The 16,870-nt window shown below is 34.8% G+C and carries 17 protein-coding genes and 1 other RNA gene; 7 read left to right on the top strand and 11 right to left on the bottom strand.

Annotated elements, in window-relative coordinates; translation table 11 throughout:
• Positions 1-12: 12 nt before the first annotated feature.
• A complete protein-coding gene (locus DFQ05_RS10605) occupies positions 13-468 on the bottom strand; it encodes a MarR family winged helix-turn-helix transcriptional regulator (RefSeq protein ID WP_132705377.1) in 456 nt (151 codons plus the stop codon).
• A 103-nt stretch (positions 469-571) separates the two neighbouring features.
• Here DFQ05_RS10605 and DFQ05_RS10600 point away from each other — a divergent pair, with 103 nt between their 5' ends.
• From DFQ05_RS10600 to DFQ05_RS10580, 5 genes are all read left to right on the top strand, one after another.
• Entirely contained in the window at positions 572-1,099 is a 528-nt protein-coding gene (locus tag DFQ05_RS10600; RefSeq protein ID WP_132705376.1) for a TlpA family protein disulfide reductase, read from the top strand.
• Between the two features lie 6 nt (positions 1,100-1,105).
• Positions 1,106-1,720, top strand: a complete 615-nt coding sequence (locus tag DFQ05_RS10595) for a thioredoxin family protein (RefSeq protein ID WP_132705375.1) — start codon at positions 1,106-1,108, stop codon at positions 1,718-1,720.
• A gap of 105 nt (positions 1,721-1,825) precedes the next feature.
• A complete protein-coding gene (locus DFQ05_RS10590; protein WP_132705374.1) occupies positions 1,826-2,146 on the top strand; it encodes a rhodanese-like domain-containing protein in 321 nt (106 codons plus the stop codon).
• Positions 2,147-2,152: 6 nt separating this feature from the next.
• Positions 2,153-2,563, top strand: coding sequence for a rhodanese-like domain-containing protein (locus DFQ05_RS10585; RefSeq protein ID WP_132705373.1), 411 nt, complete (start codon positions 2,153-2,155; stop codon positions 2,561-2,563).
• Between the two features lie 125 nt (positions 2,564-2,688).
• A complete protein-coding gene (locus DFQ05_RS10580; protein WP_132705372.1) occupies positions 2,689-4,695 on the top strand; it encodes a protein-disulfide reductase DsbD family protein in 2,007 nt (668 codons plus the stop codon).
• A 54-nt stretch (positions 4,696-4,749) separates the two neighbouring features.
• Here DFQ05_RS10580 and DFQ05_RS10575 read toward each other — a convergent pair whose 3' ends face one another.
• From DFQ05_RS10575 to DFQ05_RS10540, 8 genes are all read right to left on the bottom strand, one after another.
• Entirely contained in the window at positions 4,750-5,478 is a 729-nt protein-coding gene (locus DFQ05_RS10575; protein WP_132705371.1) for a nitroreductase family protein, read from the bottom strand.
• Entirely contained in the window at positions 5,479-5,718 is a 240-nt protein-coding gene (locus DFQ05_RS10570) for a DUF7672 family protein (RefSeq protein WP_132705370.1), read from the bottom strand.
• Positions 5,719-5,726: 8 nt separating this feature from the next.
• Complete coding sequence (locus DFQ05_RS10565) at positions 5,727-7,289, bottom strand: protein adenylyltransferase SelO (RefSeq protein WP_132705369.1); 1,563 nt, start codon at positions 7,287-7,289, stop codon at positions 5,727-5,729.
• A gap of 117 nt (positions 7,290-7,406) precedes the next feature.
• Positions 7,407-7,943 (bottom strand): peptide-methionine (S)-S-oxide reductase MsrA, encoded by a 537-nt coding sequence (gene msrA / locus DFQ05_RS10560; RefSeq protein WP_132705368.1) that lies wholly within the window; start codon positions 7,941-7,943, stop codon positions 7,407-7,409.
• Positions 7,936-8,394, bottom strand: coding sequence for a peptide-methionine (R)-S-oxide reductase MsrB (gene msrB / locus DFQ05_RS10555; protein WP_132705367.1), 459 nt, complete (start codon positions 8,392-8,394; stop codon positions 7,936-7,938). The genes msrA and msrB overlap by 8 nt, the downstream gene beginning before the upstream one ends.
• A 363-nt stretch (positions 8,395-8,757) precedes the next feature.
• Positions 8,758-9,153: a transfer-messenger RNA gene (gene ssrA, locus DFQ05_RS10550) on the bottom strand.
• Between the two features lie 170 nt (positions 9,154-9,323).
• Entirely contained in the window at positions 9,324-11,063 is a 1,740-nt protein-coding gene (locus tag DFQ05_RS10545; protein WP_132705366.1) for a thiamine pyrophosphate-dependent enzyme, read from the bottom strand.
• 12 nt (positions 11,064-11,075) lie between these two features.
• On the bottom strand, positions 11,076-12,176 hold the full coding sequence (locus DFQ05_RS10540; protein ID WP_132705365.1) for a DNA topoisomerase IB: 1,101 nt from the start codon (positions 12,174-12,176) through the stop codon (positions 11,076-11,078).
• Between the two features lie 381 nt (positions 12,177-12,557).
• Between DFQ05_RS10540 and DFQ05_RS10535 the strand changes: the two genes are divergently transcribed.
• Together DFQ05_RS10535 and DFQ05_RS10530 are read left to right on the top strand one after the other, a co-directional pair.
• A complete protein-coding gene (locus DFQ05_RS10535; protein WP_132705364.1) occupies positions 12,558-12,773 on the top strand; it encodes a hypervirulence associated TUDOR domain-containing protein in 216 nt (71 codons plus the stop codon).
• 52 nt (positions 12,774-12,825) lie between these two features.
• Positions 12,826-14,034 carry an NAD(P)-dependent oxidoreductase gene (locus DFQ05_RS10530; RefSeq protein ID WP_132705363.1) on the top strand — a complete coding sequence of 403 codons (1,209 nt, stop codon included), beginning with the start codon at positions 12,826-12,828 and terminating at the stop codon, positions 14,032-14,034.
• 6 nt (positions 14,035-14,040) lie between these two features.
• On the opposite strand, the gene DFQ05_RS10525 is transcribed toward DFQ05_RS10530, so the two are convergent.
• Positions 14,041-16,131: a M48 family metalloprotease gene (locus DFQ05_RS10525; protein ID WP_132705362.1), complete on the bottom strand. Its 2,091-nt coding sequence runs from the start codon at positions 16,129-16,131 to the stop codon at positions 14,041-14,043.
• A gap of 80 nt (positions 16,132-16,211) precedes the next feature.
• Positions 16,212-16,868: a DUF1361 domain-containing protein gene (locus DFQ05_RS10520; protein ID WP_132705361.1), complete on the bottom strand. Its 657-nt coding sequence runs from the start codon at positions 16,866-16,868 to the stop codon at positions 16,212-16,214.
• Between the last annotated feature and the right edge of the window lie 2 nt (positions 16,869-16,870).

Below are 16,870 nucleotides of genomic sequence, written 5' to 3'. Positions count from 1 at the left end.
TTGTTTTAAATTTTAATTATTGATTTTTAATAAAAGGGTATTTAATTGTTTAAGTTCATCATTATTGAGTGATGAGGTTATTTTTTTTTCGGTCTCTATTATTTGGTCGTCAAGATTCTTTAAGGTCTTTAGACCCAAATCAGTGATCGCTATTTCAACTTTACGTCGATTTTCCTTACAAACATTACGTTTTACAAAGCTTTTTTTTATGAGTTTATCTACTAATCGTGTTGTGTTACTCATTTTATTAATCATACGCTCTTGGATATCCTGTAAGTTTAGAGGTTTTCCTTTCTGACCTCTTAAAATTCGTAACACATTAAATTGTTCTATAGATAAATCAAAGGGTTTCAAATCATTTAAAATAGATTCTTTAATAGCGTTGTTGACATAAAATATACTTATGACTGCAGCTTTAGAATCTGATATTTTTGAAGTGGAACTTAATATGTTTTCTAATTCTTTCATATACAACAATTGTATATACAAATGTAATGTGATTTTATATATGAAGATTTAATTTTATGTTAAAAATTAAAAATGTGCATTTACAGGGTAGTACCTTTAGATTATGAAGCGATTACTTATAGTACTTATATTTTTAACGGGTTGTAAAGATGCTCCAAAAGCTGTAGAGGTAACAGAGCAACTTTCTAAGGTTCACCATCAAGGAGAAGCCATTGTTTTAGATATTTATGACTACGATGGACTAGAGCCATTAATTAATAAAGATGATGGTAAAGTGCATGTTGTTAACTTTTGGGCAACTTGGTGTGCGCCTTGTGTTAAGGAGTTGCCTTATTTTGAAAAAATCAATTCAGATTATAAAAACAAAAACGTTGAGGTGTTACTTGTGAGTTTAGATTTTCCTAGACAATATGATACTAAACTAAAACCATTTTTAAAGAAAAAAAATATTCAATCTAAAGTGGTCTGTTTTGACGATGTAGACCAGAACCGATGGATACCAGCAATAGATAGTACATGGTCAGGTGCATTACCAGCAACCATTATTTACAAAGGAAATAAAAGACAGTTTTATGAAAAGTCCTTTACTTACGAAGAATTAGAAACAGAAGTACAACAATTTTTAAATTAATATAAAATGAAGACACTAAAATTATTGGCAGCCTTAGTCTGCTTTGTTAGCTTAACTGCTTTTACAATTACAACAGATAGTGGTTATGAAGTTGGAGATGTGGCTACAGACTTCTCCTTAGAGAATATAGATGGTAAAATGGTATCGCTTTCAGATTACAAATCTGCAAAGGGATTCATTGTTATTTTTACATGTAATACTTGCCCATATGCGGTAGCTTACGAAGATAGAATTGTAGCATTAGATAAAAAATATGCAGCTAAAGGATATCCTGTAATCGCAATTATGCCTAACGATACAGATGTAAAACCTGGTGATAATATGGAAGCAATGAAGGCGAGAGCTAAGGCAAAAGGGTTTACGTTTCCATATTTAATGGACAAAGGCCAAAAGATATATCCTCAATACGGCGCTACAAAAACACCACACGTTTATATTTTAGAAAAAACGACGGACGGCAATATTGTAAAATACATTGGAGCAATCGACGACAATTATCAAGATGCAACTGCAGTAAAAACTAAATATGTCGAAAATGCGGTAGATGCGTTATTGGCGGGAGAAGAAGTTGCTCAAAAAACAACTAGAGCTATAGGTTGCTCAATTAAAACTAAGAGCTAAAACAAGTAAAAAAGGTTAATTAACAAATCTGGAGTGTAACACTTCAGATTTTTTTACGTCTATATCATAAAGAAATGTTAATTTTGTTTAGCTAAAATTATATAAATGGCTGATTTGCAACAAGAAGATTGGACAAAACAACTATCTGCGGACAATAATTCGGTTGTTTTAGATGTTAGAACAAAAGAAGAAATCGACGAATTAGGGATTATTCCTAATGCAATACATATAGATATTTATAAAGGGCAAGGTTTTATATACGAGGTCGAGCAACTAGATAAATCAAAGAATTATTATGTGTATTGTAAAGCAGGAGGACGAAGTGCACAAGCATGCGCGATTATGAATCAGCTAGGTTTTAAAAACACCTATAATTTACTCGGAGGATTTACCGAATGGCAAGGCGACATCAATCAATTAAAATAAATCATTATGAAAAAAATAGCAATCGTGGCGTTGGTAGCTCTTTTTGCGCTTTTCAACATAAGTTGTGTAGACAAAGAAGCCGATTCTCAAGAGGTTAAGTTAGTAACCGCAGAAGAGATGAAAGAAATAATAGAACTCGAAGATGTTCAGTTAGTTGATGTAAGAACACCAAAGGAATTCGAAGAGATTCGCATCCAATCAGCGCAAAATATAGACTTTAGGTCTCCAACATTCGATGATGATATTCAAAAACTAGACAAGTCTAAACCTGTAGTCTTGTATTGCAAATCTGGACGTCGCAGTGCCAAGTGCGTTGAAAAACTTAAAGAAGCAGGTTTCGAAAAAATATACGAGCTCGATGGCGGTATTTCTAAATGGGAACACTCTGAAGTTCTCAAAATCGAGAAGAAATCTTAAATAACAAACCCCGAGCAAACGTTCGGGGTTTTTATTATACCAAATTATTAAGGTTTTTATAAATTAGTCGACTTTAAATTGATAAAAAAAACGCAATCCTTACATTTGCGAACTAATCGTTTTTTATGGCAGTACATCAGCGTTTACTATTTGTTATACTCACTTTAGTTTTTACGACATTTGGTTTTTCTCAAAACTTCAATCCAGCCAGTTGGGATAATATGGTTGAGAAAATTTCAGACTCTGAATATAAAATTATTATGACAGTCACTGTTGAAGACGGTTATAGTATTTATTCTCAATATAAAGTAGATAAGGAAGGTTTTGCACCAGAAACTTATTTTGAATTTAAAAACCAAGAAGGTAATTATACACTAATTGGAAAAACTACTGAACCTGATGCTAAAATAAAGTACGACCCTATATTTGAGGAGGACGTAAAGAAATTTCAGGGCAGTGTCTCATTCACACAAAAAATCAATCTAATAAATCCAGATTTTAAGCAAATTGAAATTACTGCAGAATATCAGACGTGTAATGACGAAAGATGCATCTTAGGAGATGAAACATTTAAATTAAATTTAGACGGAAGTGAAGTAATTAATGAGGTAGCAACCATTGATGAGCGAAGTAAAACCCTTTCTGAAAAACTAAAACTCGATATAACAGGTTGGGACAAGTACGAGAAACAAAATATAGAAGAGAAGAGTAATTTTTCAATCTTTATACTCGGTTTTTTAGGTGGATTAATTGCACTACTAACGCCATGTGTATTTCCTATGATTCCGCTGACGGTTTCATTTTTTACTAAGAGCTCTGGAGATTCTAAAAAAGGGGTTTTCAATTCTATTCTTTATGGATTCTTCATCTTTTTAATTTATGTACTATTAAGTATTCCATTTCATTTACTAGATTCACTCGACCCAGGAATTCTCAATAATATTTCTACAAATGTAACTCTGAATATTATATTCTTCATCATATTTATAGCTTTCGCTTTTTCATTCTTTGGTTATTATGAGTTAACATTACCTCAATCTTGGAGTGCAAAAATGGATAGCAAAGCCAATAAGATTGGTGGATTTATAGGCGTATTTTTTATGGCCTTAACCTTGGCTATCGTGTCATTTTCGTGCACTGGTCCAATCTTAGGCACATTATTAGGAAGCTCTTTAACGGCCGATGGCGGCGCAGTGCAATTATCTATGGGAATGGCAGGTTTTGGATTGGCTCTAGCTCTACCATTTACATTATTCGCTATGTTCCCAAAATGGTTAAATTCTTTACCAAAATCAGGTGGATGGTTAAATACAGTCAAAGTTGTTTTAGGATTTATAGAATTGGCCTTGGCACTCAAATTTTTATCTAATGCCGACTTGGTAGAACATTGGAGCTTATTAAAACGGGAAATATTTATCGGTCTTTGGATAATTATCGGGATTGGATTAATTCTTTATTTATTCGGAAAAATTAAATTTCCGCACGATGGTCCGTTGCAGAAATTAGGCAAAGGCAGAATTACAACTGGGATTTTAGTGGTGGCCTTCGTTATCTATTTAATTCCAGGTTTAACCAATACTAAATATGCCAATTTAAAGCTGCTAAGCGGTTTTCCGCCGCCAATGTTTTACAGCTTATACGAAAAGAATTCAGAATGTCCATTAGACTTAAACTGTAGTAAAGATTGGGAAGAAGGCTTGGCAAAAGCAAAAGCCGAAAACAAACCAATTTTATTAGATTTTACGGGTTGGGCTTGTGTTAACTGCCGTAAAATGGAAGAGCAGGTGTGGAGTACATCTGATGTGTACGATATGTTAAGCGACAACTATGTCATTATTTCGCTTTATGTCGATGATAAAAAAGAACTACCTCAAGATGAACAATTTGATTTTTTGCGTGCTAACGGAACCGTAAAACAAATTGAAACCATTGGCGATAAGTGGGCGACTTTACAAACTGTAAATTTTGAAAACAACTCACAACCCTACTACGTGCTTTTAAATCACGATTTAGAATTGCTAAATGTTACTAATACTTACGAACCTAACGCAGAAGCTTATTTTAAATGGCTTGAAACAGGTTTAAAGAATTTTGAAGCTGGTAGTAAAGTAAATACATTTCAATTTAAATAATACCCTGTCATTCTGAACTTGTTTCAGAATCTCAGCGTTTAAAATCTAAAAAAGCTAAACTTCAAAATAAACATCTTCAAAAGGCACTCTAAAACGCGGACCATAAATGCCTTTATCATCTCTAATTCCGCAACCAATAACCATATTAATTTCAGCACCACGAGGTAGGTCTAAAATTTGTTTTACTCTAAGCGTATCGCTGCCTTCCATAGGGCAAGTATCGTAGCCAATAGCTGCCATGCTAGTCATGAAATTTTGTGCGGCAAGTCCGGCACTTTTATGAGCAACAATACGCATATCACTTTGGCGTGTCTGTCTATAAATAGGTCTAAACAAACCAACAACCTGAAAAACTAAATATTTCATAAAACCCAAAATTCCTAAAAAGTCGGTATAAATGGTAGGAATGACTTTTTTGTAATAGCCCATAGCCATCTTTTTTCGTTTGGCATCACGTTCGCTAAGGTCTTTGTCTCCATAAACCTTGTTTAGAAAGTCTAGATTAGCTTTAGCACGTTTGCGCCATAAATCTTTCCTCGTTACAACTACCACAAGCTGTTTTGCTGTAGACGCCGCATTCTGATTAAAACAAGCTTCAGTCAATGCTTTCAGTTTGTCTTCTGAAGTCACGTGATAAAACTCCCAAAGCTGCAAGTTACTGCTCGTAGGTGCTAATGAGGCATTTACTAAGCATTGCTTTACTTTTTCGGTATCTATGGGTGTGTCTTTGTAAACTCGTGTAGAGCGTCGGTAAGCAATAGCTTCTGAAACTGTTTTTTCCATTTAATTAAATAGTATTTGGTATAATTTATCACCTAAATAGTAGCCACAGCCTAAGGTTAAAGGATATATAATAAAAAGCCAGACGTAATCTATGAGCCGTATTATAATTTCTTTATCACCAGATGCTGTTAGAAATTCAATAAAAGCATACCAAGTTTTTAAGCCTAGCTTCATAGCTAAAGCGTTCGCTAAAATAGCTATAATCAGAATTGAAATGCCAATAAGATAGAGTCGTACCATGCTAAAAGTTATGAACTGCAAGATAACATAGAACAGCCAACTTTGTGTCTTGCCCATTCTGGACGTTTGGCAAACCATTTTTCGTTTTCGGGTTGTTCAGAATACGGTTGTTTTAAAAGATTGAAAAGTTCGTCAATGCGTGTGTAATCGCCTTTATCAGCATCATCAATAGCTAATTGCGCCATATAATTTCTGAGCACATACTTTGGGTTTACGGTGTTCATCTTCATTTTTCTATCATAATCGGACATTGATTCTTTTTCTAATCTAAACTGATAGCGGTCAAACCAATCTTGCCATTGTTGTTTTATATCTCCATTAATTTCATCTGGTTTGTAAAAAGCGTCTTTAATCACTTCTAACCCAATTGTTGAATTATCTTTTTTGAAATTACTTAGATTTCTGAAGAAAATGGTCATATCCGTTTCAGATAATTGTAAAATATCTTCTAAATCTTGAATCAGCTTCAAGTCCTTGTCATCAACTTCAAACAAACCTAATTTCGATGTCATCATTTCGAATGATTTTTGCTCAAAACCAGTTTTGTAATTTTCGAGTATGGTCTCTAATGGTTTGGCGTCTTCAATTAATGGATATAAGGCGTTGGCGAACTGATACAAATTCCAAAGTCCAATATTGGGTTGATTGGCAAAACGGTAGCGTTTGTTTTGCGCATCGGTAGTATTAGGCGTCCAGCCAAAATCGAAACCTTCTAGCCAGCCATATGGTCCATAGTCGATGGTCAAGCCGAGAATAGACATATTATCGGTATTCATTACACCATGCACGAATCCTACACGTTGCCAATGGATTATCATATCTAAAGTGCGTTGCATGACTTCATTAAAAAATTGAATATAGGACTCTTTTGAAGGTGTTCCTAAATGACTGAAATGATGCTTTAAGGTATAATCGACAAGCGTTTTTAAAGTCTTATGGTCTCCACGCGCTGCAAAAATTTCATAATTTCCGAAGCGTAAAAATGAAGGAGAAATACGAGATACAATGGCACCTTTTTCGTAGGCTTGATTGCCATCATATAACATATCTCGTAATACGTTATCACCAGTTAAGGCTAATGATAAAGCACGTGTGGTTGGTACACCAAGATGATGCATCGCTTCACTACATAAATATTCTCTTATGGAAGAACGCAAAACCGCTAAGCCATCACCTTGACGAGAATATGGCGTTTCTCCAGCACCTTTTAGCTGAATCGTCCATTGTTTGTTTTGATGCTCGACATCAAACAAATTGATAGCTCGACCATCGCCCAATTGCCCAGCCCAATTCCCGAACTGATGTCCACCATAACACATGGCGTAAGGCGTAGTGTTTTCTAAAACTGTATTACCGGTCATGATATTTAAAAACGCTTCAGACTGCAAGTCAACATCAGAGAAACCTAATTGTTCTGCTATGTCTTTTGACACGTGAATCAGTTTAGGCTTGGACGTTTTTTTCGGTTTTACATAACTAAAACAGGCTTCTTTTACTTGCCGTCTAGAATTTTTTTGTATCGGGTCAGCAGGAAGTTCTGTAGTGAAGTTATGTTTTATGTTGAGGTTCATTTTGTTATAAGAAATTCAACTTCGAGCGGTAGTCGAGAAGTCAATAGGATTTTGTATTAATAAGATATCTCGACTGCCGCTCGATATTGAATCATTATTTTCGATTTAAACTTGGAGTTACTTCAACTTATCTGAATGTAATTTGCGAAGTTTCGCCAGTTTTGGGTCAATTACAAAATTACAATAGCCATAATTAGGGTTATTTTTATAAAAATCTTGATGCTCTTTTTCAGCTTCATAAAATGTATCTAATGGCGAAATTTCTGTAACAATAAGATTTTCATAATAAGGCGCAACCGCTTTGCAAACTGCTTCGGCAATTTCTTTTTGATTTTCATCATGATAAAAAATGACCGAACGGTATTGTGTTCCTCTATCAGCACCTTGTCTGTTTAAAGTTGTTGGGTCATGCGTAGTCATAAATATGACAAGGATATCTTCATACGAAATTACATTCGCATCAAAAGTAATTTGGATGACTTCGGCATGACCAGTTAATCCTGAGCATATCTCTCTATACGTTGGATGTCCCGGCACATTTCCTCCAGAATAACCCGAAACTACTTTTTCGACGCCTTTTACTTCTTGGAACACCGCTTCGGTGCACCAAAAACAGCCACCGCCAATTGTTGCTAGTTGTATATTTTTACTCATTGACCTCTGTTTTTTCTAAAATCATAGATTCTGAATTTATGCAATAGCGTAAACCACTTGGTTCTGGTCCGTCAGGAAATACGTGTCCCAAATGCGCATCGCAGGTGTTACACATAACTTCTACACGTACCATTCCGTAGGACGTGTCTTTTTCGTATTTAATGGCGTTCTCTTTAATAGGCTGTGTAAAGCTTGGCCAGCCAGTGCCAGAACTAAATTTTATGGTAGAGTCAAACAATGGCGTGTCGCAGCACACACAGTTGTATTTACCTTCATCGTAAGCGGTACAGAGCGCTCCGCTATGAGGTGCTTCTGTTCCTTTCTGTCTGGTGATTCTGTATTGCTCTGGTGTTAATTGTGATTTCCATTCAGATTCGGATTTCTCGACACGTTTATCTGGTTCTGGATTGCCGTTAACGGCAAAGTTGATGATGTCTTTCCAATTAAGCATAGTTTCTTTTTTATTGTAAAGATAATGACTCTATGTTGTTTTAGTTTGCTAACACTATCATAAAAATTAACAGAGACAAAAACCACAAAAGTATGACTATAGTATATGGCTGTGCGCTTTAAAACATTACTTCTTCCAAGTACCGCCGTATTTGTAATGCGGATTGTTGGGTTTAATATTTAGCAAACAATGTTCGCAAACAAAAACCCATTATTTGGGTTGTTTATATTGTACGCGAAATAGTGTTGAGAATTCGTTTTCGCAGATATGACAGTGTTTTTTGCGCATTAATAAACACGAATTTAAGTATAAGAAAGCTCGCCGTCGCATTTTAGTAAACTAAAATAATGCTATGGCGAGCGAAGGTGGAGTCGGAGAGAATCGAACTCTCGTCCAAACAAGTAACCAAAGGGCTTTCTACACGTTTAGTCTATTCTTATTTTTTCGATTGTAAGCTGGCTAAAGACAACCTACTTACAACTTAGCTTCTAAATCTCGAAAACATGTCGAAGCGCCATGCTATCTTAGTTAATTTTTACGATGCCTCTAAAAAGAACGCCACTAACCAAGGCTTTCTGGAGACATTTAGCCTTCCTACCTAGTAGGAATGAGCACGAATCTTACTATAATTCAGATTATGCAGCTAAAGCGTAGTTATTCTCGCCGTTTAAAATTTGGTCTAGCCTTTTACGTGTTTCAAAACCATTACACGACGTGCTTACCATTTAATTAATCTCGCTGTCAAAACCAGTCGACCCCTTAATGAGATAGTAAATTTTTAATTTGCGTAATCGAATTAATCCCGAACTTGTTTCGGGAACTCATCAATTCATAAATTTCTCTTCTTAAGAAGAGGACGGCGAAGTTACAAAAAAAGTTATGCAACCCCTTAAATCCACCAAATTATTAAGCAAAAATTATTCCAAAAATTAATCAAAATAAGCTTCGATTTCTTGCTTAATGTTTTCCCATTGGCGCTTATCTCCGTTTATAGCTTTTGCTAATTCTTTTATTTTAGAGATACCAAATCCTTTGGCTTCTTCAAACCCAATTTTTGGAGGCAAAGCTAGTTCCGCATTGGTCACTACAGCGTCTATGATAAAAGGTTTTGTTGCATTTTTTGCTTGTATAATTGCATTTTCAATATCCTTTGCATGCGTAACACGTACGCCATCTCCGCCACAAAGTTTCGCATAGTCTGCGAAATTAAAATTATTGACATCTAGCGCATCCATGTTTGGTGCTAGCCCTGCTTCTTCCATTTCAATTTTAACAAAACCTAATTGCGAATTATTAAACACAATAATTTTTATTGGTAAATTATACTTCACGGCTGTACTAAAATCTTGTAAAGACATATTAAAAGCGCCGTCGCCGATTAATCCCCAAACTTCACGATTAGGATACTGAAGTTGTGCACCAATTGCGGCGGGTAATCCAACAGCCATTGAACCATGATTGAATGACCCTATTATTCTTCTATCCGAATGAAAATTCATAAAATTAGATGCCCAAATGGCGGCTGTACCTGTATCGATTGTAAAGATTGCAGCATCTGAAGCGTGGTCACTTGCTAATCTTGCAAAAATGTGCGGATGTAGTGGTTCCATGTCTCTTGATGGGTCAGCTTTTTCGGTATTAGATGTTTTCCAAGATTTAAAACTGTCTACAAGTTCATCGACAAATTCAGAATTTAATTTTTCATTACAAAGCGGAATTAAAGCCTCTAGGGTTTCTTTAATATGGCCGTGTAGTCCATAATCTACTGCAGTTCTATTTCCAATATTTTCGGCTCGGACGTCAATCTGCACAGTTTTTGTTTTATCAGGTAAAAAATCCGTGTACGGAAAATCTGTACCTAACATGATTAATAAATCTGATTTCATTACACCTTTGTAACCAGCGGGATTTCCTATTAGTCCCGTTAGTCCAACAACATTTTCTGTACTATGGTCAAAAATATCGCTAGCACGCAGTGAATGTGTTATAGGTGCTTTTAGCTTTTTGGCAAAATCGAGAACAACAGTTTTAGCATTTCTACAACCTGCTCCAGCTAATATTCCAACGGTTTCTGCTTCGTTAATAGCTTTTGCCACTTGTAATAACGCGTTATGACTAGGAATCAGAGCACTAGATGACCTGAATGTTTTGTGAACAAAGTCTTGATTCTTGGCACTCATTTTGGCAATATCTGCTGGCAGCTCAATACGACAAACGCATTTTCTGTTAATTGCAATTCGAATGGCACGTGATATAACTCTAGGTGCTTCTTCAGGAGACCTAATGACAGCTTGGTGTTCACAGATATCATCAAATATCTTAGTTAGGTCAGCCTCTTGATGATAGTTGGTTCCTAAATGCTCTACAGGCACTTGTCCTGTAATCGCAATAACAGGTGAGCGTTCTTTTTTGGCATTATACAAACCGTTAACAAGATGCAGCGCACCAGGACCAACCGTACTAGCGCAAACGCCAAAGTTATCTCCTAGTTCGCCTTGAGCAAAGGCGGCATAGGAGGCATTACCTTCATGATTTACGCCAACCCACTGTATGTCATTTTGTTCGCCTATTGCAGTTACCAATGGATTTAAGGCATCGCCTGCAACACCAAAAATGTGTTTAACGCCTTCATTCTTTAATATGTCTAATAGTTGTTCTGATACATTCATGATTTATATTTTTTAAGTTGTAAGAAAACTAGGTACATAGTTTTCGATTAATTGTAATACGGCTTGTTCTGATGCAGAAAGGTGATTTTTTTCCTCAAAATTCTTGTAAGTGTCAAAATCTTCTTGAATTGTGCCTGTTAAAAACTTATTTATTAAGGCAGGATGCACATAATATTTTCTACAAATATTTCTTGTATTCCCTAGAGCTTCTGAAGTTTTATCGAGTGCTTTGAGAATTCTTTTTTTTCTTTTCTTTTTCTTCTTAGGAAGTCCTAAATCGTATAATGATTCAAAGAAAATAACAGTAGCCGCCCAAGTTCTAAAATCTTTTGCGGTATAAATATCTTCGGTGATATTATGGAGGTAATCATTAATCATTCCGCTTTCTAGCGTTTGCTTTTCATTATTTTCGTCATAATATTTAAAAAGCTCCCATCCCGGAATTTCTTCACATTGATTTACTAGTTTTATTAATTTATCATCATTCAATTCAATATTGTGTTCTTTTCCTTTTTTACCTATGAAATGAAACGTTATAGAATCTTCTTGATGGTCGATATGTTTTTTTCTTAATGTAGAAAGACCATATGTTTTATTTTTCTTGGCATATTGGTCATTTCCTATACGAATATGCGTTTCTTCCATAAGCCTAATCACAAGTGCAATTGTTTTTGTTAATGGCCATCCTTTTTGATTAATATCTTCGGCAATTTTTTTTCTAATTTTTGGAAGCTGCTTTCCAAATGATGCCATTTTAAAAAACTTGGTCTGATTTCTTATTTTCTTCCAAAGTTCATGGTAGATGTATTGTTTTCTTAGTTTTTCATCTCTACCGACGGCTTGTAAATGGCCTTGGGATGTTTTTGAAATCTTAACCTTTTTCCAAACGGGTGGTATGGCCAACCTTTTAATCCGATTTAATTCCTTTTTATCAGAAATAGGTTTATTGGCTGACAGATAAATAAATCCTTTTTTTTCTTCTTTCCGTTTTATGACCAAAGCGGAATCATCTACATAAACCAAATCAAATACATTAATAATCTCCTCGGGTTCTTTGATAAGACTGTAGACAAAGTCTGGATTTTGATATTTTTTAAGTTTTTTTCTGTTCAAGAAGTGAGTGATTAGTTGATGATTTTTAATGCAACTGCTGTTTATCTTAAATATTTATAAGAAAAAATTAATGCAATAATTAGTACAGCTAAGACAATGATGACAAATCTGGTGGTAAAGATTGTTTTTTTGTCTTTTTGAAAAATGTAGTCTCTTCTTTCCTCGTCTTCTTCTTTAATAAATTTCATGTTGTTTAATTTTATGGTTAAATACTTAAACAATTTATATTTATTTCGCACTAAACGAAATTTTTAGCGGTATTTAACAAAAGAATAATAGTCTTTGCTAAAAAGTGTTAATTAAAATTTTAAGATAGAATTGGCAGAAATATTAGGATGAGCGTGCTATATTTTAATGAGATAATAATGAAATAAAAACAACATGATTAAAGAAGGAACACAAGTAAAATGGAAATGGGGAAACGGAACGGCAACTGGTAAAGTAAAAGAAACTTATACCAATTCTGTTACAAAAACTATTCAAGGCAATGAAATTACGCGAAAAGGCGAGTCTGGGAATAAAGCACTTTTTATTGTTCAAGACGATGGTACTGAAGTTTTAAAAAGTGAAAGTGAAGTAGAGCGCGTTGATTCTTAAAAATATTTGTTCTACTGTTTTATAATCTTAATTTTGGCTGAAATTATTTTGTATGAAATTCGCCATAATCAAAGAACGTAAAAATCCGCCAGATCGTCGCGTCGTATTTTCACCAGAAAAACTTGCCGAGGCCCGTAATCGGTTCCCGGATGCGGAGTTCGTAGTAGAATCATCTGATATCAGAATATTTCCTGATACTGCTTATACCGATTTGGGTTTTAAAGTGACAGATGATGTCAGCGATGCCGATGTAATGATTGGTGTAAAAGAAGTGCCAATAGACCATTTAATTCCGAATAAAAAATATTTCTATTTCTCACATACCATAAAAAAGCAACCTTATAACCGAAAGCTGCTCCAAGCTATGTTGGATAACGGCATAGAAATGTACGACCATGAAACTATTGTAAAGCGAAGCGGAGCACGTTTAATTGGTTTTGGCCGCTATGCTGGCTTAGTTGGCGCATATAATGGTTTTAGAGCCTTAGGTTTGCGAGACGGATTATTCAATCTACCAAAAGTTGAAAGTCTTCCTGATTTAGACACTGTAAAAGCCGAACTCGATAAAATTACCATTCCGAATATAAAAATATTACTTACAGGAACAGGTAAAGTAGCCTATGGTGCAAAAGAGATTTTAGACCATTTGGGGATTAAGCAAATAAGTAACGCCTTATATCTTACTTCAGAATTTACAGAACCTGTTTATTGTATGGCAGATGTTATGGAATATGCCAAACGTAAAGACGGAAAAGTTGGAGATAAGAATGCGTTTTATAAGGACCCAAGTGGTTACGAGAGTAATTTTATGCCTTATGCAAAACAAACCGATTACTTTATAGCCGGTCATTTTTATGGTGATGGCGCTCCGTATTTATTCACTAGGGAAGATGCAAAACACCCTGATTTCAGAATCAATTTAGTGGCTGACGTAAGTTGCGATATTGATGGTCCTGTGGCAAGTACTATTCGCCCATCGACAATTGCAGACCCTTTTTATGGTTACAACCCACAAACTGAAGCAGAAGTTGCTTTTAACGCCAATGGCGCAATCACCGTTATGGCAGTAGATAATTTGCCATGTGAACTTCCAAAAGACGCTAGTGAAGGTTTTGGAGATGCATTTTTAGAGCATGTTATTCCTGCCTTTTTTAATGACGACAAAGATGGCATTTTACAGCGCGCTAAAATGACAACTTCGGACGGTAAATTGACTAAACGTTACAGTTACCTTCAAGATTATGCAGATGGTAAGGCGTAGCGTTTTTTAGCGCTGTAATTGATTATGAAAGTCAAGAATTAATCCAATGCTTTTTTGGTCTATTCTTTGGCAATGTACTGTAGCATTCTCAACGGCTGTATACAGTATATTAAAACCACCATTTTCAAAAATATTTCCTGTTTGTTTTTTGAATTCGCCACCTTCGATAATAGCCTCTTTTAATTCTTGGATAGTATCAATGTTTGGAAGGCTAACAAATTCCATAGTATCAAATTTATCGAGCTCGGCATTAAGACTTAAGGCCAAGTCGTTAACCCGATAGCCAAAACGTCTAACGTCGTTTTCAGTAACTTCTCTTGATTGTAAAGCATTGAGTTCATTTACAATTGTATTTTTTACGTTTACAGATGCTCTGTAAAAATCTGATAATAACTGGTGCTGTTTGTAAATTTTCTTTAATTCTGAAGCCTTATTTTTCTGTTTGGCTAACGCATAATGATAGTTGCAAAACTCAGTGTCCCACGCCTTAAAATTTTCATTTAGTATTTTTTCGCGCTCGGAGAGTAAGTTCATATAACCTTCTTGTAATGTTTTTTTAGTATAGCTTTTCTCTTTGAAGGCAAATGTTTTTTCCTTAGTTGTACCACTAGCAATCTGATTGGCTTTTTCCATCAATAACTCTATGTCTTTTACAGGTTGCATAAGTTTTGTTAGTTCCTCTTTTAAGGTCTTTAGTTTTGATGAATCAACATTTATCTCTTTGGAAGTGCTATCAATTTTATCTAAATCGGGTATGTTGAGGTAGCGATTTTCAAACGTATTTTGATACTCTTCTAGTAGCTTTTTGTCTTTATTTTCTGTAGTGATAAAATTTTCAAAATCTTCAACGGCACTAAAATTCTCAGGCGTTTTATTCAAATATTGATTATAGATTAATTGCGTCATTTCTTCCTGAAGCTTTTCAGCATTAGAAAATAAAACCCAAGGCGATGTTTCGTCATTCGGGCAATCTATGTAAGGCACTTTAGCATTGTCTTGGCGCATATCATTTGGTGGGTGACTGGCATACATATTTACCTTAGAATGTTCCGAGCTGGTAAAGAATTTTTTACCGCCACGTTCGTCTTTTGGCAGAGACGATAGGGCTTCAAATTGTTCATCTTTATCTTTTGAAATCGATAAATTGTTGTGTGTGTAGAGATTTTTAGTAAATATCTTTTTTGGAGCTGCCAGGTAAGCATGTTGTATTGTGCTATTCCATTTGGTAAAACCGCTATCTAGTTTCCAAAGTCCAGATATAATAGCGTCACTTCCAGATGTACTGATGGCTACTTTATCTGCATTAAACTCCATTTCTCGTGATAATGAGGAATACATAATATTTAAAAACTGATAGAATAGAGCAAGTACTTGACGAATAACCCATATAATTGGTGTTATTACCCAAGCAGCAAAAGATAGCCTTAAATCAGACGCACGCCATTGGTCTAATATATCATCCCATTTATCTCTTGCGAAAATCATATCATGGATAATTGTATTGGCTGAAATAATATAGCTTCCAATTTTCATACTTCGTTGCGAAAAATGACCAAATTCATGACTCATAACTGCTTTGAATTCTGACATATTAATACAGCTCACTAAACCTAAACCAATAGTTAATTCTTTTTTTACTGGAAGAAATAAACTTAGCCACATATTGCTGTAAGCTACATAGGCATTAACATCAGGGTCTGCATAGATGTTTTTTGGTTTTGGTGCGCCAGTTTCGTCACAAATTTTTAAAATGAAATCCCAGAGTTCGGGATAGTCCTCTTTTTTTAGTTTTATTCTATTCTCTGGCTTATGATTTTTAAGTTTAAAGATAAATTTTAGAGTGAAGAAGAAAAGCATTGCAGTACCTGCAACAGCACCAACTTTTCCTAGGATAGTTAACTTATTTATGCGTCCAATATCGTAGGTAAACGCCCAATAGACAAGATACCCTAGCGCAACAACTAGAGCGCCATATAAAACGAAGAAAAGTATGATAGCTAAAATAGCTAGAAACGCTCTGGTTTGGTAAGACGTAGTCAAGGCTGTTAAGTTTTTAGGAACATTTGTTGGACTCGCTGGATAATAATTTGTTGTCATTCTTTTTAAGCTAATATTGAGCTTAAAAATATAAATTATTAGAAAATGATAAAATCACATGAGTTATATTTTCTTACATATTATGCTAAGACGTCTTTTTTTGATAGTTTATTAAATATTTTCAACCCGACATACAAAAAAGCTCCAAATCCAAATGTAAATAACCAAACTTCAGAGTTATTAAAAGGATTTGTAATCATTTCTAAGATATCCGAAAATAAACGTTGTGGTTTACTTAGTATTTCCCAAGAGTTGTAGCGTAGATATCTTCCTAAATAAACTCCGAAGGCACAAAGAAATACAATTGCAGTCATGAAGTACTTTGTTTGTAGCTTTTTAAAGTGACTGTTTAGTAATAGTCTCATGTCATTTAGAGATAAAAAGAAAAGCAATAGGCCAGTACCAGCAAAGGATAATATCACTAAAATATCTAACCATAGCATATGCGAATTGCTTACTCGTAAATGCAGTAAATCTGTTATGATGTATGGTGCGTTGGGAAGAAATACTACCCAAACACAAAACCATAATATTAGTTTTAATCTACTTAGTTTTACCGAGCTTAAATACATAGTTATAGCATAAGGAACTATGGCTAGAACAATATTCCAAACTAGGAATAAGTAGAAAAATGACTTGTTTAGTTTAACACGAAGTATAAGTAAAAAGCTACTCATTATAATTGCTGGACATACTAGAGATATAGTTTCGAATTTTCTGAATAATAGCTGTTTCATGA

It is taken from the genome of Winogradskyella wandonensis (assembly GCF_004346845.1).
In the GTDB taxonomy this organism is placed as follows: domain Bacteria; phylum Bacteroidota; class Bacteroidia; order Flavobacteriales; family Flavobacteriaceae; genus Winogradskyella; species Winogradskyella wandonensis.
This window is presented reverse-complemented; position numbering and strand designations above follow the sequence as displayed.